At 71.9% G+C, this 16,830-nt stretch carries 18 protein-coding genes; 11 read left to right on the top strand and 7 right to left on the bottom strand.

Translation table 11 applies throughout. The annotated features are described in order from the left end of the window. The first annotated feature begins 197 nt into the window (after positions 1–197). Entirely contained in the window at positions 198–1,535 is a 1,338-nt protein-coding gene (gene mshA, locus ACZ8ZB_RS15555; RefSeq protein WP_470738330.1) for a D-inositol-3-phosphate glycosyltransferase, read from the top strand. Then, complete coding sequence (locus ACZ8ZB_RS15550) at positions 1,528–2,049, top strand: type III secretion system chaperone family protein (RefSeq protein WP_470738329.1); 522 nt, start codon at positions 1,528–1,530, stop codon at positions 2,047–2,049. The genes mshA and ACZ8ZB_RS15550 overlap by 8 nt, the downstream gene beginning before the upstream one ends. Here the strand turns inward: ACZ8ZB_RS15550 and ACZ8ZB_RS15545 are convergent. After that, positions 2,003–2,821, bottom strand: a complete 819-nt coding sequence (locus ACZ8ZB_RS15545; protein ID WP_470738328.1) for a helix-turn-helix domain-containing protein — start codon at positions 2,819–2,821, stop codon at positions 2,003–2,005. The two genes, ACZ8ZB_RS15550 and ACZ8ZB_RS15545, sit on opposite strands and share 47 nt — an antisense overlap. Here ACZ8ZB_RS15545 and ACZ8ZB_RS15540 point away from each other — a divergent pair. The 3 genes from ACZ8ZB_RS15540 to ACZ8ZB_RS15530 all read left to right on the top strand — a co-directional run bounded on the left by ACZ8ZB_RS15540 (position 2,820) and on the right by ACZ8ZB_RS15530 (position 5,315). After that, the gene (locus tag ACZ8ZB_RS15540; RefSeq protein WP_470738327.1) at positions 2,820–3,287 is read left to right on the top strand and encodes a DUF2000 family protein; all 468 of its coding nucleotides are present in this window, start codon (positions 2,820–2,822) and stop codon (positions 3,285–3,287) included. The genes ACZ8ZB_RS15545 and ACZ8ZB_RS15540 overlap by 2 nt on opposite strands. 12 nt (positions 3,288–3,299) lie before the next feature. Further along, positions 3,300–3,809 carry an HAD domain-containing protein gene (locus tag ACZ8ZB_RS15535; protein WP_470738326.1) on the top strand — a complete coding sequence of 170 codons (510 nt, stop codon included), beginning with the start codon at positions 3,300–3,302 and terminating at the stop codon, positions 3,807–3,809. A 162-nt stretch (positions 3,810–3,971) separates the two neighbouring features. After that, positions 3,972–5,315: an FG-GAP and VCBS repeat-containing protein gene (locus tag ACZ8ZB_RS15530; protein WP_470738325.1), complete on the top strand. Its 1,344-nt coding sequence runs from the start codon at positions 3,972–3,974 to the stop codon at positions 5,313–5,315. Positions 5,316–5,782: 467 nt separating this feature from the next. On the opposite strand, the gene ACZ8ZB_RS15525 is transcribed toward ACZ8ZB_RS15530, so the two are convergent. From ACZ8ZB_RS15525 to ACZ8ZB_RS15515, 3 genes are all read right to left on the bottom strand, one after another. After that, positions 5,783–6,355, bottom strand: coding sequence for a PIN domain-containing protein (locus ACZ8ZB_RS15525; RefSeq protein WP_470738324.1), 573 nt, complete (start codon positions 6,353–6,355; stop codon positions 5,783–5,785). After that, on the bottom strand, positions 6,352–7,449 hold the full coding sequence (locus ACZ8ZB_RS15520) for a helix-turn-helix domain-containing protein (RefSeq protein ID WP_470738323.1): 1,098 nt from the start codon (positions 7,447–7,449) through the stop codon (positions 6,352–6,354). The genes ACZ8ZB_RS15525 and ACZ8ZB_RS15520 overlap by 4 nt, the downstream gene beginning before the upstream one ends. Positions 7,450–7,632: 183 nt before the next feature. Further along, positions 7,633–8,394: a phosphoglyceromutase gene (locus ACZ8ZB_RS15515; protein ID WP_470738322.1), complete on the bottom strand. Its 762-nt coding sequence runs from the start codon at positions 8,392–8,394 to the stop codon at positions 7,633–7,635. A gap of 156 nt (positions 8,395–8,550) precedes the next feature. Here ACZ8ZB_RS15515 and ACZ8ZB_RS15510 point away from each other — a divergent pair, with 156 nt between their 5' ends. Next, the gene (locus ACZ8ZB_RS15510; protein WP_470738321.1) at positions 8,551–9,858 is read left to right on the top strand and encodes an MDR family MFS transporter; all 1,308 of its coding nucleotides are present in this window, start codon (positions 8,551–8,553) and stop codon (positions 9,856–9,858) included. An 80-nt stretch (positions 9,859–9,938) separates the two neighbouring features. Here the strand turns inward: ACZ8ZB_RS15510 and ACZ8ZB_RS15505 are convergent, their stop codons facing one another. Further along, entirely contained in the window at positions 9,939–10,094 is a 156-nt protein-coding gene (locus ACZ8ZB_RS15505; protein ID WP_167353487.1) for a hypothetical protein, read from the bottom strand. Positions 10,095–10,224: 130 nt separating this feature from the next. After that, a complete protein-coding gene (gene phoU, locus ACZ8ZB_RS15500) occupies positions 10,225–10,926 on the bottom strand; it encodes a phosphate signaling complex protein PhoU (protein ID WP_381223167.1) in 702 nt (233 codons plus the stop codon). A gap of 201 nt (positions 10,927–11,127) precedes the next feature. Here phoU and phoR point away from each other — a divergent pair, with 201 nt between their 5' ends. After that, positions 11,128–12,489, top strand: coding sequence for a two-component system sensor histidine kinase PhoR (gene phoR / locus ACZ8ZB_RS15495; RefSeq protein ID WP_470738320.1), 1,362 nt, complete (start codon positions 11,128–11,130; stop codon positions 12,487–12,489). Then, on the top strand, positions 12,486–13,166 hold the full coding sequence (gene phoP / locus ACZ8ZB_RS15490) for a two-component system response regulator PhoP (RefSeq protein WP_030829297.1): 681 nt from the start codon (positions 12,486–12,488) through the stop codon (positions 13,164–13,166). Before phoR ends, phoP begins: the two co-directional genes overlap by 4 nt. Positions 13,167–13,330: 164 nt before the next feature. Here the strand turns inward: phoP and ACZ8ZB_RS15485 are convergent, their stop codons facing one another. Further along, entirely contained in the window at positions 13,331–14,020 is a 690-nt protein-coding gene (locus ACZ8ZB_RS15485; protein ID WP_470738319.1) for a copper chaperone PCu(A)C domain-containing protein, read from the bottom strand. A gap of 652 nt (positions 14,021–14,672) precedes the next feature. Between ACZ8ZB_RS15485 and ACZ8ZB_RS15480 the strand changes: the two genes are divergently transcribed. From ACZ8ZB_RS15480 to ispF, 3 genes are all read left to right on the top strand, one after another. Then, the gene (locus ACZ8ZB_RS15480; protein ID WP_003953493.1) at positions 14,673–15,155 is read left to right on the top strand and encodes a CarD family transcriptional regulator; all 483 of its coding nucleotides are present in this window, start codon (positions 14,673–14,675) and stop codon (positions 15,153–15,155) included. A gap of 324 nt (positions 15,156–15,479) precedes the next feature. Continuing rightward, positions 15,480–16,253, top strand: a complete 774-nt coding sequence (ispD, locus tag ACZ8ZB_RS15475; protein ID WP_470738318.1) for a 2-C-methyl-D-erythritol 4-phosphate cytidylyltransferase — start codon at positions 15,480–15,482, stop codon at positions 16,251–16,253. Continuing rightward, entirely contained in the window at positions 16,243–16,737 is a 495-nt protein-coding gene (gene ispF / locus ACZ8ZB_RS15470) for a 2-C-methyl-D-erythritol 2,4-cyclodiphosphate synthase (protein ID WP_470738317.1), read from the top strand. The genes ispD and ispF overlap by 11 nt, the downstream gene beginning before the upstream one ends. Positions 16,738–16,830: the final 93 nt, after the last annotated feature.

The raw sequence follows: 16,830 nt of genomic DNA, 5'->3' as shown, positions 1-16,830 counted from the left end.
TATGCGGGTACCCGGCAGCCGCACCGCCGTGAGTGGCGCCGCCCGCTCTCGAACGGTTGAGCGACAGTCGGTAATGATTCGGCAAAAAACCGAACCGGAGAGGGCGTCCGGAAATGGGAGGACGCCCCTTCGGCGTTGACGCCGCCGAGGGCCGCACACCCTTCGACAGCCATGCCCGCAGCGAGGAGGAACGCCACGTGAGCCAGTACATCGCGAGGCTCGGGCGGCGCTCCCCCGCCACGCCCCCGCGCCTGCGGCTGCACCGCAGGCCCCGCCGTGTGGCGATGCTCTCCGTGCACACCTCCCCGCTCCACCAGCCGGGCACCGGAGACGCGGGCGGCATGAACGTCTACATCGTGGAGCTCGCGCAGCGCCTCGCCGCGATCAACATCGAGGTCGAGATCTTCACCCGCGCGACCGCCGCCGCCCTCCCGCCCACCGTCGAGCTCGCCCCCGGTGTCCTCGTCCGGCACGTCGACGCGGGCCCCTACGAGGGCCTCGCCAAGGAGGAGCTCCCGGCCCAGCTGTGCGCCTTCACCCACGGCGTGATGCAGGCCTGGGCCCACCACCGCCCCGGCCACTACGACCTGGTCCACTCCCACTACTGGCTCTCCGGCCACGTCGGCTGGCTCGCCGCCCAGCGCTGGGGCGTGCCCCTGGTGCACGCCATGCACACCATGGCCAAGGTCAAGAACGCCAGTCTGGCCGACGGCGACACGCCCGAGCCCGCCGCCCGCGTCATCGGCGAGACCCAGATCGTCACCGCCGCCGACCGGCTGATCGCCAACACCGCCGAGGAGGCCGGCGAACTCGTACGGCACTACGCGGCCGACCCCGGCAAGGTCGCCGTCGTCCACCCCGGCGTCAACCTGGCCCGCTTCCGCCCGGCCGACGGCCGCGCCGCCGCGCGGGCCCGCCTCGGCCTGCCAGAGGACGCCCTGATCCCGCTCTTCGCGGGCCGCATCCAGCCCCTCAAGGCACCCGACGTGCTCCTGCGCGCGGTGGCCGTCCTGCTCGGCGAGCGCCCCGAGCTGCGCTCACGCATCTGCGTCCCCGTGGTCGGCGGCCCCAGCGGCAGCGGCCTCGCCAAGCCGGAAGGGCTGCAGAAGCTCGCCGCGCGGCTCGGCATCGCGGACGTCGTACGGTTCCACCCGCCCGTCGGGCAGGAGCAGCTCGCGGACTGGTTCCGCGCGGCGTCCGTCCTCGTGATGCCCTCCTACAGCGAGTCCTTCGGACTGGTCGCCATAGAGGCGCAGGCCGCCGGCACCCCGGTGCTCGCGGCAGCGGTCGGCGGCCTCCCGGTGGCCGTACGGGACGGACACACCGGCTTCCTCGTCCAGGGCCACGACCCCGACGCCTACGCGCGCGTGCTGCGCGACTTCGCCGACCACCCGCACCTCGCCGACCGCATGGGCGAGGCCGCCGCCCGGCACGCCCAGTCCTTCGGCTGGGACACCGCCGCGGCGACCACGGCCGACGTCTACACGGCCGCCACCCAGGCCCACCGCCGTCACGTACGCTCGACCCATGGCTGACAAGGCAGCGGCGGAGGCGACGCGGGTCGTCGAGGACGTCCTGAAGGACGCCGGGCTGGAGTGGGAGAGCCCCGCGCCCGGCAGTTACGCGGTGAAGCTCCCCGGCACCCGCAAGCTCTCCACGACCGTGTCCCTGATCGTGGGCCGGCACACGCTCTCCCTGAACGCCTTCGTCATCCGCCACCCCGACGAGAACGAGACCGGCGTCCACCGCTGGCTCCTGGAGCGCAACCTCAAGCTCTTCGGCGTGAGTTACGCCGTCGACCCGCTCGGCGACGTCTACGTCACCGGCCGCCTGCCCCTGGCCGCCGTCACCCCGGAGGAACTCGACCGCCTCCTCGGCCAGGTCCTCGAGGCCGCCGACGGCAGCTTCAACACCCTCCTGGAGCTGGGGTTCGCCTCGGCGATCCGCAAGGAGTACGAGTGGCGGGTGTCACGCGGGGAGTCCACCCGCAACCTGGACGCGTTCACGCACCTGCTGCGGCGCCCGTCGCCCGGTAACGCCCCGGAGTGACCCCGACCAGTCTCCGGAAGTGCCGGGTGAGGTGCGCCTGGTCGTAGAACCCGGTGGCGACGGCGACCTCGCCCGGCGGCCGCCCCTCCAGGAGCAGCCGCCGGGCACGGCCCACCCGGCGGGACATCAGGTACTGGTGCGGCGCGATGCCGTAGGCCCCGCTGAACGCCCGCACCAGGTGCGCGGGATGGGCGGACAGCGTCCGGCTGGCCTCCGCCAGGCCGACGCCCTCCACGACCCGCTCGTCGAGCAGCTCCCGCAGCCGCCGCGCGAGCACGGGGTCCCGCCGGGGCGTGCCGAGGACGTCCCGGGACCGCAGGTGCTCCCGCAGCCGCTCCCCGACGAGCGTCAGCCTGCTCTCGGCCTCCAGCTCGTCCCCGGGCCGCACGAGCGCGGCGTGCACCTGTCCGACGCGCCGCCGCAGCAGGGGGTCGCGCAGATCGGGCCGGTCGACGGCGGCGCCGATGAGGCCGTCGCCGAGATGGCGGCCGTCGAGGTACAGCACCCGCTTGCGGAAGCCGCCGGGGGTGGCGGGGGCCCCGTTGTGGGGGACGTGCGGCGGCAGCAGGGACACGGTGTCGTGCGGGGTGCCGTGCTCGTGCCGGTCGAGGTCGTACCGTACGGCGCCGTCGTCGACGACGAGCAGCGTCCAGGCGTCGTGGACGTGCATCGGGTACGCGTACTCGGTGAAGCGGGCGTGGAGCACCTCGACGACGCCCGGAACACGGGGCCGCCAGGCGGAAACGGTCCGCTCGGGGCGGTCTGCGGCCATGCAAACAACGTACAAGACGCCGGTACGGCCGGACCGGCAGTCTCCGGGCATGAGCACTCGCTTCGACACGAAGATCGCCGTACTGCTGCGCGAGGACCTGGAGCCCTGGCAGCGCCTCAACGTCACCGCGTTCCTGGTCAGCGGCCTGGGCACCCGGCTCCCCGAACTGATCGGCGCACCCTACGAGGACGCGGACGGCGTGCCGTACCTGCCGATGTTCCGCCAGCCGGTCCTGGTCTTCCAGGGCACGAAGGAAGTGCTGAAGGCGGCCCACACCCGCGCCCTCTCCCGCGCCCTGCCCCGCGCGGTCTTCACCTCCGACCTGTTCGCCACGGGGCACGACGAGGCCAACCGCGCGGCGGTCCGCGCCGTGGGCACGGCCGACCTGGACCTGGTCGGCCTGTCGGTCCACGGCCCGAGGAACGCGGTGGACAAGGTCCTCAAGGGCGCACGGATGCATCCGTGAGACGCTGACCGCATGAGCAGTGCGCTCCGCCCGCTCCTCTTCCTGGACGTGGACGGCCCGCTGATCCCCTTCGGCGAGGCCGCGCGGGGGCCCGCCACGGACGACGGGAACCCCCTGCTGGGCCGCCTCGACCCCACGGTGGGTTCCCGCCTGCTCGCCCTGCCCTGCACCCCGGTGTGGGCGACGACCTGGCAGGACGGGGCGAACGACACGATCGCACCACGCCTCGGCCTGCCGCGCCTGCCGACGGTGACCTGGCCGGACGACGACGCCCCCGCGCCACGCGGCCTGCACTGGAAGACGCGACGCCTCGCGCAGTGGGCCGGGCACCGCCCCTTCGTCTGGCTGGACGACGAGATCGGCGAGACGGACCGGGCCTGGGTCGAGGCGGCCCACCCGGCCCCGGCCCTCCTCCACCGGGTGGACCCGGCGAAGGGCCTGACGGAGGCGGACTTCACGACGGTGGAGGAATGGCTGTCGGCACCGAGGACGCCTCCTGCCGCACGTGCCCGACGGCGGTGAACCGCCCCCGGCGGTCACGGGGCGCCCGGGGAGGCCCGGCCGGGGCCGCGACACCGGGGGAACGTGCGCGCCCCCCGGCGTACAACCATCGGGGGTCCGCACACGTCCAAGATCGCAGTGCAAGCGTCCGTCCGCAGGACGCTTCCGGGACCTCGGAGAAGCATGCGATCCTCACGCACCGTCCTCGCCACCGCGGCGGCACTCGTGGCGGGCCTCTGCGCACCGCTCCTCGTCGCCCCCACGGCCTCCGCGGCCCCGGCCAAGTTCGCGGACGACTTCAACGGCGACGGCTACCGCGACTACGCCTACGGGCAGAGCGTCACCGACGCGGGCAACGACGGCTCCGGAACCGTCGGCGTCATCTACGGCACGGCCACCGGACCGAACGGGCGCAAGCAGAACATCACGCAGAACAGCGCGGGCGTCCCCGGCGCCAACGAGTGGGACGACAGCTTCGGCAACGCGCTGGCGGCCGCCGACTTCAACCGCGACGGATACGGCGACCTGGCCGTCGGCGTCTACGGCGAGGACATCGGCGCGAACAAGGAGCAGGGCGGGACCACGATCCTCTGGGGGTCCGCGAAGGGCCTGTCCGGAGGCACCGTCGTCCCGAACAAGATGGCCGGGAAGGGCGGCCAGATGGGACTCGACCTCGCCGCCGGGGACTTCAACGGCGACGGCAAGCCCGACCTGGCCCTGATCAACCACAACACCGCACACGTCTACACCGGCTCGTTCACCAGGTCCGGCTTCAGCGGCAAGGTCACCAGGCTCAGCAACGAGAGGGTGTTCGCCGAGCACCTGGCCGCCGGGCGGGTCACCAAGGACAAGGCTTCCGACCTCGTGGTCATCGGCGCGGTGGACGGAGACCAGCACACCGTCACCGGCGCCTGGTTCATCCGCGGCGGGAGCACGCTCGCCCGGGGCGCGACGTACCGGATGGGCACCGGCGAGGACACCAGCTGGGAGGTCGACGCCCAGATCGCCGACTTCAACAAGGACGGCTACGGGGACATCGCGCTCGGCCACCCCAACGCCACCGGCAAGGGCGGCGTCCTCGTCTGGCGCGGCGGCTCGAGCGGCCCCAGCGGTGTCACCCGCATCAGCCAGGACACCGCGGGCGTCTCCGGCGGCGCGGAGAGGGGCGACCGCTTCGGCGCCCGGATCTCCGTCGGCGACGTCAACCGCGACGGCTACCCGGACCTCGCCGTCGCCGTCCCGGGAGAGGACATCGGCAAACACGCCGACGCCGGCGCCCTCCACATCCTGCGCGGCGGTTCCTCCGGGCTCACCGGGGCCAAGTCCCAGTTCATCGACCGCAACAGCCCGGGCGTACCGGACGGGCTGGAGGCCGGGGAGTCCTTCGGCGAAGGGCTGCGCCTGCGCGACTCGGACCGCGACGGCCACGCCGACCTCTTCACCGACCACCTCCGCCTGCGCGGCGGCTCCGGAGGCATCGTGACGTCCGGCGCCCAGTCCTCGGTCTGGTCGTACTTCCTGCAGTAGAGCGCCGGCCGGCGAACGGCCCCGCGGAGCCGGTGGCCGCGTACGCGCTCACGTAGGCGGCGGGGCGGCGAGAGCGCGTACGCGGCCGAGGACGGCGGGGCCCGCGACTGGTGGTAACGTCGCGCTCTTCGCCGGGCACCCTGCGCGGAGTCCCGTGGACCTGCCGGACGCCACCCTCTACGGCACCGTCCGGCAGGTGGAGGACGACCGGGTCCAGGTGCGCGATGCGGACAGCGGCCGGATGCTGCGGGTCGATCTCTGGAGGGTCATCGGTCGAGACCTATCGGCTCGTTCCGGTGTGCTGGGCGACGGCGTCTTCCGGACCGCGGCTCGGTACGAATCGGCTGGCGGCGTTCATGTCGGCCGCCCGAGAGCACAGGCGGACAATGCGGTTCGCCGGCGCTTGCCGTGGGCGCGGTACCTCGCCGCGTGCTCTGGAACGGAGCGTGTGGAACGCCGCAGGGCTCTCAGCCGCTCGGATCCGCCCCAGGGGCTTCGAACAACCCTTCTCTCTTGCACCACTCGGCGAAGCCGCCCGGCTTGAAAGGGAGGCGGTACTCGCTCCTCAGCAGATCGTCCGCCAGGGCGGACACCAGCGGGACCGTGAGGAGACCCGCATGGATGGCATCGCACATCAGGCCCAGGGTGCGGCGCACCATGACGGGCCGACCGCGGGATGCTGTCACAGCCACTCGATCGTCGACGACTGCTACGGCGTCCGGCAGGGTCTCTGCTAACGCGAGTACTCCGCACTCACCGATGTTGCGCCTTCCCGGACCGACCAGTTGACGCTCGTAGTGGACGAAGGCCGTCAGCTGGCCGGGTGTTTCGAGGGGAACGGTCTCGATCCAGTCCGCGTCGAGCACAGAGCGCAGGTGATGGTGCTGGTCAGTCCCGTTGCGCAGCTCCTCCGCGACCACGTCGGGAATCAGCACCCTGTGATCCTTGAGAACGCTCTTGAGGACCCCGAGCCACTGTGCCTTCGCGAAGTGGCTCAGCGGACCGGTGTCCAGTACGTAGGCGGTCGGTGATCCGGTCACGAGGTCACTTCCCAGATCTCCGCCTCGGGCACGGGGGGCAGGTCGGGGAGGGAGCCCCGGTCGAAGCTGCCGCGGAGCAGTCCGAGAGCCCGGTCGGCAGTGATCGCTTCGTGGCGGTAGAGCTTCAGCACGGCCTGCTCGTAGGGCCGTGGCAGTGCCACGGGCGCCAGTTCGTCCCGGACGACGAGGTTCTTCTCGACGATGTCGGCCTGTTTGGTGTGGACCCGGCGGATGTCCTCCGCACGACTGCCGTCCACCAAGCCGACCTCGAGGAGCCTGCGCGCCAAGGTCGCCATGTCCGCTCCGTAGTGACTGGCGGCGCGCACCGCGGCGTCACGCCACGTTTCGTCCGGGACGCTCAGCCACTTCGCCCAGCGCTCCCGGAGGTCCTCGCCGGGCAGGAGCAGGGCGCGCGCGAAGCGGTCCAGCCGGGCCTCGATTCCCTGAGCCTCCGACGCGGCCACCCGCCAGTCCAGGGAGAACTGGTCGGCGACGAGGTAGTGCCCCAATTCGTGGGCGGCGGCAAGGCGGCGCCGACCGACCCGCCAGTGACCGTTGACGAGTGCGACGCCGCCGCGCCTCAACAACACCGTGCCGGCGTCCGCGCCTTCTCCGAGGTCCACTGAGAAGACCAGCAGCCCCACACCGGCGGCCAACCGGGAGAATTCATGTGCCGGCTGCGCCGGGGCGAGGCCGAGCAGTCGGCGTGCCGAGGCCGCCAGTTCCTCCGCCTCCTCTGCGGTGGTCGGGTGGGGCAGGGGACTCGGCTGCCCCTCGACCAGCTCGGGGCAGCGGGAGGTGAGGAACTCGGCGTCGCGGACCAGTGAGTCGAGCTCCGTGTCGATGGCCTGCGTGGCCACTCCCGGTTGGGCTCCACGGTAGGAGGCGAGCGCGGGTGATGGCTCGTCGACGAACCACTCCACACGACGTCCCAGTTCGCGGGCGATCGCCACGAGTTCCACGGCGGCCACGCGACGACTGCCGGATTCGATCTTCGCCAGCGCCGTGCGGTCCATGCCGATGGAGGCCGCCAGTTGAGCCTGGGTGATCCCGCGCTCCGCTCTGGCTTCGGCCACGCGCACTCCGATTTCCATGTGTGCGAATTTAGCACAACACTCGAAGTATCGTTGCTCTGGGTGACAACCAGGGTGTGCTGGGTGACGGCCCGGTGGAGTGAACCGCGTGGGTGTCACTGTCCTGGCCGACGGAGGCCCGGAGACAGCGAAAAACCCCCTCCCGGCGGAGAACCCGCGGGCAGGGGGCTTGTTCGTGGGCGCTTACTTCTTCTTGCCCTGGTTCTTGACCGCTTCGATGGCGGCGGCGGCCGCCTCAGGGTCGAGGTACGTGCCGCCGGGGGTGACCGGCTTGAAGTCGGAGTCGAGCTCGTAGTACAGCGGGATGCCCGTGGGGATGTTCAGGCCCGCGATGTCGGCGTCCGAGATGCCGTCGAGGTGCTTGACCAGGGCGCGCAGGCTGTTGCCGTGGGCGGCGACCAGAACCGTGCGGTCGGCCAGGAGGTCGGGGACGATCGAGTCGAACCAGTACGGGAGCATCCGGACGACGACGTCCTTCAGGCACTCCGTCCGCGGGCGCAGCTCCGGCGGGAGGGTCGCGTAGCGCGGGTCGGAGAACTGGGAGTACTCGGCGTCGTCGTCGAGCGGGGGCGGCGGGGTGTCGTAGGAGCGGCGCCACAGCATGAACTGCTCCTCGCCGAACTCCGCGAGGGTCTGCGCCTTGTCCTTGCCCTGCAGGGCGCCGTAGTGACGCTCGTTCAGGCGCCAGCTGCGGTTCACCGGGATCCACAGGCGGTCGGCGGCCTCCAGGGCGAGCTGCGCGGTGCGGATCGCGCGCTTCTGGAGGGAGGTGTGGAGCACGTCGGGCAGCAGGCCGGCGTCCTTGAGCAGCTCGCCGCCGCGCGTCGCCTCCTTCTCGCCCTTCGGGGTGAGGTTGACGTCCACCCAGCCGGTGAACAGGTTCTTCTCGTTCCACTCGCTCTCGCCGTGGCGGAGGAGGATCAGCTTGTACGGTGCGTCGGCCATGCGTCCGAGCGTAATCGACGTCACGCGGGGGTCGCGCGCCCCGCCCGCCTGGCGGACGGTTGACGGGATCTGTTAATCGAGTGGTCTCCCGGCTCCCCTGCTTCGTAAGGTGTGCTCGCTGTTCCAGCCGCTTACCACTGTTCCAGGGGGAGTTCCATGTCGGTCGCCGGAGTGAGACGTGCCGTGCGCGAGTCCGTCTCGGGGCTTCCCCGCGCGTTCTGGTGGCTGTGGATCAGCACCCTCGTCAACCGGCTCGGGGCGTTCGTCGCCACCTTCATGGCGCTCTACCTGACGCTCGACCGCGGGTACTCCGCCTCCTACGCCGGACTCGTCGCCGCGCTGCACGGGCTCGGCGGGGTGATCTCCTCACTGGGCGCGGGCGTGATGACCGACCGGCTCGGGCGGCGGCCCACACTGCTGGTGGCGCAGACCGCCACCGCCCTGTCCGTCGCGCTGCTCGGCTTCATGCGGGACCCGGTCGCCATCGCGGCCGTCGCCTTCCTCGTCGGCATGGCCTCCAACGCCTCCCGGCCCGCCGTGCAGGCGATGATGGCGGACATCGTGCGGCCGGAGGACCGCGTCCGGGCCTTCTCGCTCAACTACTGGGCCATCAACCTCGGCTTCGCGATCTCCTCCGCGGGGGCCGGGTTCATCGCCGAGTACAGCTACCTCGCCGGGTTCCTGATCGAGGCGCTGATGACGCTGGTGTGCGCCGTCGTCGTCTTCCTGAAGCTGCCCGAGTCGAAGCCGGTCCGGAGCGCGGAGGCGGCCGCGCGGGAGGACGGCGTGGGGCTGGGGACCGTGCTGCGGGACGGGCGGTTCATGGGGGTCGTCGGGCTGTCGTTCCTCATCGCGCTGATCTTCCAGCAGGCGTCCGTCGGGCTGCCCATCGCGATGGGCGAGGCCGGGTTCACACCGGCCGACTACGGCATGGCCATCGCCGTCAACGGCGTCCTCATCGTGGTGCTGCAGATCCCGGTCACCCGGTTCATCGAGCACCGGGACCCCGGGCGGCTGCTGGTGATCTCGTCGCTGCTGGCCGGGTACGGTCTCGGCCTCACCGCGTTCGCCGGCTCGGTCGGCGTCTTCGCCCTCACCGTGTGCGTGTGGACCCTCGCCGAGATCGTGAACGCCCCGACCCAGACCGGGCTCGTGGTACGGCTCTCCCCGGTGCACGGACGCGGGCGCTACCAGGGCATGTACACCATGTCCTGGGCCGTGGCCGCGCTGGTCGCGCCCCTGATGGCGGGGTTCGTCATCGACCGGTTCGGGTCCGCGTGGCTGTGGGGTCTGTGTGCCGTCACCGGTACGGTGGCCGGCCTCGGATACGGGCTGCTGATGCGCCGGCTGCCGGAAGGGACGACGGAGGCGGCGGTCGTCGAGACGGGCGAGGCGGAGAAGACGGGCGAGACGGGGGAGACGGGCGAGACAGCCGAGGCGGTTCCCGAGGCCAAGGCGTCCTGAGCAGGGCCGGGAGCCCCGGCGCAGCTGAGCGCCGGGGCCCCGGCCTTACGGAGTCCGGGGTCCTACGGGGTCCTACGGAGTCAGCCGCACTGGCACGGGTTGCCCGACTGGCAGCCGCAGCCGCAGCCCGAGCCGCATCCGCAGGCGGCGATCAGGGTGAGGTTCCTGATCTCGGCGGGCTGCTCGGTCTCCCGCTCCCGCGCGGGGTCGGGCGTCGTGCTCGGGGAATCGGCCATGGGTCCCTCCTCGGGGCTGGCACCTGTGCGCACCTGCCCCCATTGGACGCCCGCCCCGCCGGGCGCATCAACGGCGCATGGGGGCTCGTACGCCCTCGGGCCGGGACGCGTCGCGCGGGTGCGCCCCTGATCAGGCCCCTTCCGCCCCCGTCACCGCCTGGATCTCCGGCTGCAGGTCCGCCTGGAGCTCGTCCGCGTGTTCACCGGTGACCAGGTACACCACCCGCTTGGCGACCGAGACCGCGTGGTCGGCGAAGCGCTCGTAGTACCGGCCCAGCAGCGTGACGTCGACGGCCGTCTCGATGCCGTGCTTCCAGCGGTCGTCCATCAGGTGCTGGAAGAGGGTGCGGTGCAGCAGGTCCATCGCGTCGTCGTCCTGCTCCAGCTGGAGCGCCAGGTCGACGTCCTTGGTGATGATCACCTCGGCCGCCTTCGCCATCAGGCGCTGCGCGAGCTGGCCCATCTCCAGGATCGTGGCGTGCAGGTCCCGCGGGACCCCGCGCTCCGGGTAGCGCAGCCGGGCGAGCTTCGCCACGTGCTGGGCCAGGTCGCCCGAGCGCTCCAGGTCGGCCGACATCCGCAGCGAGGTGACGACTATGCGCAGGTCGGTCGCCACCGGCTGCTGGCGGGCCAGCAGGGCGATGGCCCGGGCCTCCAGGTCGTGCTGGAGCTCGTCGACCTTCTGGTCGGCCTCGATCACACTCTCCGCCAGCTTCAGATCGGCGTCGAGGATGGCCGTCGTGGCGCGTCCGATCGCCGACCCGACCAGCCGGGCCATCTCCACCAGACCGTCGCCGATCGAATCCAGTTCCTCGTGGTACGCGTCCCGCATCAGGTTTCCTCTCGTGCGTCTTCGTCCGGGCTTCAGGGGCCCGGTCTCCTCCCCACGCTCCCACGTTCCGTCCCGTACGCGTCCGGTTCCGGCCCCTCATGTGAACCGCCCCTGGCTCCAAGGTGAACTCTGGGCGACGAGTGTTCGAGCTCCCCCTCCGACGGCTGTGGGCACCACCCGCGCCATGCCTAACCTGGACGCATGGACGTGAACGCGGCGGTCGCCGCAGTGGCGGCGATCGCCGGAGTGCTCACCGGCGTCATCGCCATGCTGGCGTTCCGCTTCAGCGAGCGCGAGCAGAGGCGCCCCACGCGCACCTCTCTGCACACCGACCCGGTGCTCCCGCCGGGGGTGGACACCGTGCTGTCCGTGCTGCGCTCGTCGGCCGTCGTCCTCGACGAGGCCGACGGCGTGGTCAAGGCCAGCTCCGCCGCGTACGCCCTCGGGCTGGTGCGCGGAGGCAAGCTCGCCGTGGAACCCATGCTGCAGATGGCCCGCGACACCCGGCGCGACGGCGAGATACGCCAGGTCGAGCTGGACCTGCCCCGCCGGGGGACCGGACGCGGCGAGGCCCTCGCGGTGTCCGCGCGGGTGGCGCCGCTCGGCTCCCGGCTGGTGCTGCTGCTTGTCGAGGACCTCACCGAGGCCCGCCGCATCGAGGCGGTACGGCGCGACTTCGTCGCCAACGTCAGCCACGAGCTGAAGACTCCCGTCGGGGCGCTCTCGCTGCTCTCCGAGGCCGTGATGGACGCCTCCGACGACCCCGAGGCGGTGGAACGGTTCGCCGGGCGGATGCAGATCGAGGCGACCCGGCTGACCAGCCTGGTGCAGGAGCTCATCGACCTCTCCCGGGTGCAGAACGACGACCCGCTGGAGGACGCCGAACCCGTCCGCGTCGACGAACTGGTCGCCGAGGCCATCGACCGCTGCCGGCACCAGGCGGGCACCAAGGAGATCACGATGGCCTCGAACGTTCTGGCGCCCGAAGGGCCCGACCAGGACGGCGACGGGCGACGGGCGGACGGCGTCGCCGACCTGCACGTGTGGGGCAACCGCGGTCAGCTCGCCGCCGCGCTCGGCAACCTCGTCGAGAACGCGGTCAACTACTCACCCGCCCGCACCCGCGTGGGCATCGCGGCTCGTACGGTCGCGCAGCCCGGCGGGAACCTGATCGAGATAGCGGTGACCGACCAGGGCATCGGCATCTCCGACAAGGACAAGGAGCGCATCTTCGAGCGCTTCTACCGCGTCGACCCGGCCCGCTCCCGTGCCACCGGCGGCACGGGGCTCGGCCTCGCGATCGTGAAGCACGTGGCCGCCTCGCACGGCGGGGAGGTCACGGTGTGGAGCGCCGAGGGCCAGGGTTCCACCTTCACCCTGCGGCTGCCGGAGGCCCGTGCGGCCCGCGACCGCGCCCCTCAGATGTCCCACCGGGACGACACGTCCCACCGGGGCGACCCCCGAGGCCTCGACGGTGAGGCCGGACGGGCGTCCCGCTCATCCCCCCACTCTTCCGATCCATCCGCGTACGAAACGCTTCCCTCCCCGGAGGTCCTTCCGTGACCCGAGTGCTCGTCGTCGAGGACGAGGAGTCCTTCTCCGACGCCCTGTCGTACATGCTCCGCAAGGAGGGCTTCGAGGTCGCGGTCGCGACCACCGGGCCCGACGGGCTCGACGAGTTCGAGCGCAACGGCGCCGACCTCGTGCTGCTCGACCTGATGCTGCCCGGGCTGCCGGGCACCGAGGTGTGCCGCCAGCTGCGCGGCCGTTCCAACGTCCCCGTCATCATGGTGACCGCCAAGGACAGCGAGATCGACAAGGTGGTCGGCCTGGAGATAGGCGCCGACGACTACGTCACCAAGCCGTTCTCCTCGCGGGAGCTGGTGGCCCGCATCCGCGCGGTGCTGCGCCGGCGCGGGGAGCCGGAGGAGGTCGCTCCGGCGGCGCTCGAGGCCGGGCCGGTGCGGATGGACGTCGACCGGCACGTGGTGACCGTGGGCGGCACCAAGGTCGACCTGCCGCTGAAGGAGTTCGACCTGCTGGAGATGCTGCTGCGGAACGCGGGGCGGGTGCTGACGCGGATGCAGCTCATCGACCGGGTGTGGGGGGCCGACTACGTCGGTGACACCAAGACGCTCGATGTGCACGTGAAGCGGCTGCGGGCGAAGATCGAGCCGGACCCGGGGGCGCCGCGGTATCTGGTGACGGTGCGGGGGCTGGGGTACAAGTTCGAGCCGTAGGCCCGTGGCGCCGCGTCGGCTGGTGCGGAGGCCGGGCAGGAGCGTTCACGCGGCCCGGCGTGTGCGGGGCGCCCCCTCCGGGGGAGGCCCGACGGCCCGCGGTCACGTGAGAAGGGCGGGACCCCTCGGAGGGGTCCCGCCCTTCGGCGTCGCGCGGAGAGGGGTCAGTGGCCGGCGCCGGCCGACGCGCTGGCGGAGGCCGCGTCGGTCGGGGAGCCCGACTCGGTGCCGGTCTCCGCCGACTCGTCGGCGGCCTCGCCCGTGGCGTCGGCGGCCGGCTCGCCGGAGGACTCCGCCGACGGTTTTGTCGACGGCTCCGTCGAGGCGCCCGGCGCGGCGGCGGCCTCGGTCGGGCCCCACTCCTCGAAGAAGTGCTCGGCCGGGAAGACGAACGCGCGCAGGCTCACGTCACCGGTCTTGCTGAAGGTGAAAGTGACCTTCTGGGCGTTGCCGTCCTGGACGGCCTCACGGCTGCTGGGCAGGACGGCGGCCGCGTTGCCCTCGCCGCCGAGGACCAGCGAGCCGCCGGCCGGGACGGTGAGGCTGCCGCCCTCGGCGGGGGCCAGCTCGGCGGTCTTGCCGGTGCCGGGGAGGGTGACCGACTCCAGCGTCTGGTCGGTGCGGCCCTCGTTGAACAGGGTGGCGGAGACGACCGCCGGGCCCGTCGACTCCAGGTCGGGCTGGGTGATGACGGTGGCGTTCTGGACCTTGATGTCGCCGACGGTCGCCGACGCGTTGTCCGGCTGGATCTCCAGGCTCTGGGCGTCGTGGCCGGCCGCGCACGCGGAGAGCGAGGCGATCGAGAACGCGATGGCGGCGGCGGCGAGAGCGCCGCGTCGAAGGCTGCTGCTCACGGCGGCGGCAACTCCTTGACTCGAGCGTTTGGCGACCCGGTGAAGCCGCCTTTGAGTGTCTGTCAACGGCCTCAGGTTACCGAGCCGTTCCCGCCCGGTCGCACCCGACCCTCCCGAGACGCCCCGCGTTGACCCGGGAAGGAGTGCTCCGAGTCCCCCGAACCGCCTCATCGGCGGTCGGGAGAGGACGCGCCTCGTCTCCCGAGTCACAAGTGACTCACCGGTCACTCGAGTCGCTTTCCCGACGCCCTCCCGTGCCATTCCCATAGTGATGGCGCATTTCTCGCGAAGGAATGAGCGGAGGGCTCCGGAATTGATCACCGGCCGCCCGTCCTCGCGTCGCGTGATCAATTCCGGATTCGACCGGAACCCGGCTCCGCACACCGAACGGAGTAGCGGAAGTCGAGCGCGCGGAACCGGACATATGGGGACGTTCGGCCACTCGTGCACGGTTCCGGATGTGTGTAACGTACGCGTTTCGCTCGTCCCGAACAGCCGCTCCGACCTGCGAATACCTGCTTCCGCCGGGCGTCCGCAGCACGTTCCTGTCGCTGTTGTCAAGCCCCGAGAATGGCCCTGACCTGCGAAAACGCCATTCAGAAGACGCCGTATCCGTGTTACCCTGGATAGCCACGGAAGGGGTACCTGTCACATGACGTTCAAGGTTGGCGACACCGTGGTCTATCCCCATCACGGGGCCGCGCTGATCGAGGCTATCGAAACTCGCCAGATCAAAGGCGTGGACAAGACCTACTTGGTGCTGAAGGTCGCCCAGGGTGACCTGACGGTACGTGTGCCAGCGGACAATGCGGAGTTCGTCGGCGTACGTGATGTGGTCGGTCAGGACGGGCTGGACCGGGTCTTCGAGGTGCTGCGCGCTCCGTATGCCGAGGAGCCCACGAACTGGTCCCGTCGTTACAAGGCAAACCTGGAGAAGCTCGCCTCGGGCGATGTCATCAAGGTCGCGGAAGTCGTGCGTGACCTGTGGCGTCGTGAGCGTGAGCGTGGACTCTCCGCCGGTGAGAAGCGCATGCTCGCCAAGGCGCGTCAGATCCTGGTCAGCGAGCTCGCCCTCGCGGAGAACACCAACGAGGACAAGGCCGAGGCCCTGCTCGACGAGGTGCTCGCCTCCTGAGATTCCCGAGTCGCAGCGCGCGGCTCGCTCTCAGCACTCAGTACATCGAAATGCCGCGGTGCCCGATGACGTCATGGATGTCGCCGGGCGCTGCGGCATGTTCGTACCCGGACGCCTCGGTCGCGTTGCACTTGCGTCGCGCCGGGGAATGTGTCATGACTCACGTCCCCGCCCCTGGCGTACCGGGCCCGGGCGGTCGACTCGACCAGAATCACGGAAGGGGCTGGTCGAGGCGGGACGCCCGGCACTGCCCCCGCTCCGGGAGCAGGGGGTACGCCCAGGCCATACCCACGTAGGCCGAGCACACAAACCTGACAGGAACCGATGTCTGCCGATCCGCTCCACCCGCCGTCGCCGAACCCCGCATCCGGCCGTACGGCCGCCCGCACGGCGGCCGTGATCCCGGCCGCCGGCCGTGGTGTACGCCTCGGCCCGGGCGCCCCCAAGGCGCTCCGCGCGCTGGGCGGCACGCCCATGCTCATCCACGCCGTCCGCGCGATGGCCGACTCCCGCGCCGTCTCCCTGGTCGTCGTCGTGGCCCCGCCCGACGGCGCCCCCGAGGTCAGGTCGCTGCTCGACGCGCACGCGCTGCCCGAACGCACCGACTTCGTCGTGGTCCCCGGCGGCGAGAGCCGCCAGGAGTCCGTGAAGCTCGGCCTGGACGCGCTGCCGGCCGGCTACGACATCGTCCTGGTGCACGACGCGGCCCGCCCGCTCGTCCCCGTGGACACCGTCGACGCCGTCATCGAGGCCGTACGCGACGGAGCGCCCGCCGTCGTGCCCGTGCTGCCGCTCGCCGACACCGTCAAGCAGGTCGGGCCCGCCGCCCCGGGCGAGCCGGAACCCGTGGTCGCCACCCCGGACCGGTCGCTGCTGCGGGCGGTGCAGACCCCGCAGGGCTTCGACCGGGCCACCCTCGTGCGCGCGCACGAGACGGTGCGGGACGACGTCACCGACGACGCGAGCATGGTCGAACAGCTCGGCCTCACCGTCGTCACCGTCCCCGGGCACGAGGAGGCCTTCAAGGTCACCCGCCCCCTCGACCTGGTCCTCGCCGAGGCGGTCCTGGCCCGCAGGAGGCACAACGATGGCTTCTGAGGCGTACCCCCTGCCCCGGGTCGGCATCGGCACCGACATCCACGCCTTCGAGGACGGCCGCGAACTGTGGTGCGCCGGCCTGAAGTGGGAGGGCGAGGGCCCCGGCCTCGCCGGCCACTCCGACGCGGACGTCGTCGCCCACGCCGCCTGCAACGCCCTCTTCTCCGCCGCCGGCCTCGGCGACCTGGGACAGCACTTCGGCACCGGACGCCCCCAGTGGTCGGGCGCCTCCGGCGTCACCCTGCTGACGGAGGCCGCGCGCATCGTCCGGGGGTCCGGCTTCCGCATCGGCAACATCGCCGTACAGGTGGTCGGCCCCCGCCCGAAGGTCGGCAAGCGCAGGGACGAGGCGCAGAAGCTCCTCTCGGAGGCGGCGGGCGCACCGGTCTCGGTCTCCGGCGCCACGACCGACGGCCTGGGCTTCCCGGGCAGGGACGAGGGCCTCATGGCGGTGGCGACGGCGCTCGTCGTACGGGAGGGGTGAGCGGTCCCGTACGGAGGGGCGCGGGGCCGTGCCGACGTGCGGCCCCGCCGCGCGGGCGCGGGCGGACCGCACCGGCCCGCGGGTGACGAACGA

The organism is Streptomyces sp. 12E (assembly GCF_055633275.1).
Note: the sequence above shows the minus strand (reverse complement) of the source record. Positions and strands in the feature narration are given on the sequence as shown.

What these genes read in the sequence shown, in the direction of transcription:
- ACZ8ZB_RS15510 (WP_470738321.1), top strand. Translation starts at nt 8,551, where the DNA reads ATGTCGGTCGCCGGAGTGAGACGTGCCGTGCGCGAGTCCGTCTCGGGG.
- ACZ8ZB_RS15545 (WP_470738328.1), bottom strand. Translation starts at nt 2,821, where the DNA reads ATGGCCGCAGACCGCCCCGAGCGGACCGTTTCCGCCTGGCGGCCCCGT.
- ispF (WP_470738317.1), top strand. Translation starts at nt 16,243, where the DNA reads ATGGCTTCTGAGGCGTACCCCCTGCCCCGGGTCGGCATCGGCACCGAC.
- ACZ8ZB_RS15535 (WP_470738326.1), top strand. Translation starts at nt 3,300, where the DNA reads ATGAGCAGTGCGCTCCGCCCGCTCCTCTTCCTGGACGTGGACGGCCCG.
- phoR (WP_470738320.1), top strand. Translation starts at nt 11,128, where the DNA reads ATGGACGTGAACGCGGCGGTCGCCGCAGTGGCGGCGATCGCCGGAGTG.
- ispD (WP_470738318.1), top strand. Translation starts at nt 15,480, where the DNA reads ATGTCTGCCGATCCGCTCCACCCGCCGTCGCCGAACCCCGCATCCGGC.
- ACZ8ZB_RS15550 (WP_470738329.1), top strand. Translation starts at nt 1,528, where the DNA reads ATGGCTGACAAGGCAGCGGCGGAGGCGACGCGGGTCGTCGAGGACGTC.
- ACZ8ZB_RS15480 (WP_003953493.1), top strand. Translation starts at nt 14,673, where the DNA reads ATGACGTTCAAGGTTGGCGACACCGTGGTCTATCCCCATCACGGGGCC.
- ACZ8ZB_RS15540 (WP_470738327.1), top strand. Translation starts at nt 2,820, where the DNA reads ATGCAAACAACGTACAAGACGCCGGTACGGCCGGACCGGCAGTCTCCG.
- ACZ8ZB_RS15505 (WP_167353487.1), bottom strand. Translation starts at nt 10,094, where the DNA reads ATGGCCGATTCCCCGAGCACGACGCCCGACCCCGCGCGGGAGCGGGAG.
- ACZ8ZB_RS15515 (WP_470738322.1), bottom strand. Translation starts at nt 8,394, where the DNA reads ATGGCCGACGCACCGTACAAGCTGATCCTCCTCCGCCACGGCGAGAGC.
- phoU (WP_381223167.1), bottom strand. Translation starts at nt 10,926, where the DNA reads ATGCGGGACGCGTACCACGAGGAACTGGATTCGATCGGCGACGGTCTG.
- ACZ8ZB_RS15520 (WP_470738323.1), bottom strand. Translation starts at nt 7,449, where the DNA reads ATGGAAATCGGAGTGCGCGTGGCCGAAGCCAGAGCGGAGCGCGGGATC.
- ACZ8ZB_RS15530 (WP_470738325.1), top strand. Translation starts at nt 3,972, where the DNA reads ATGCGATCCTCACGCACCGTCCTCGCCACCGCGGCGGCACTCGTGGCG.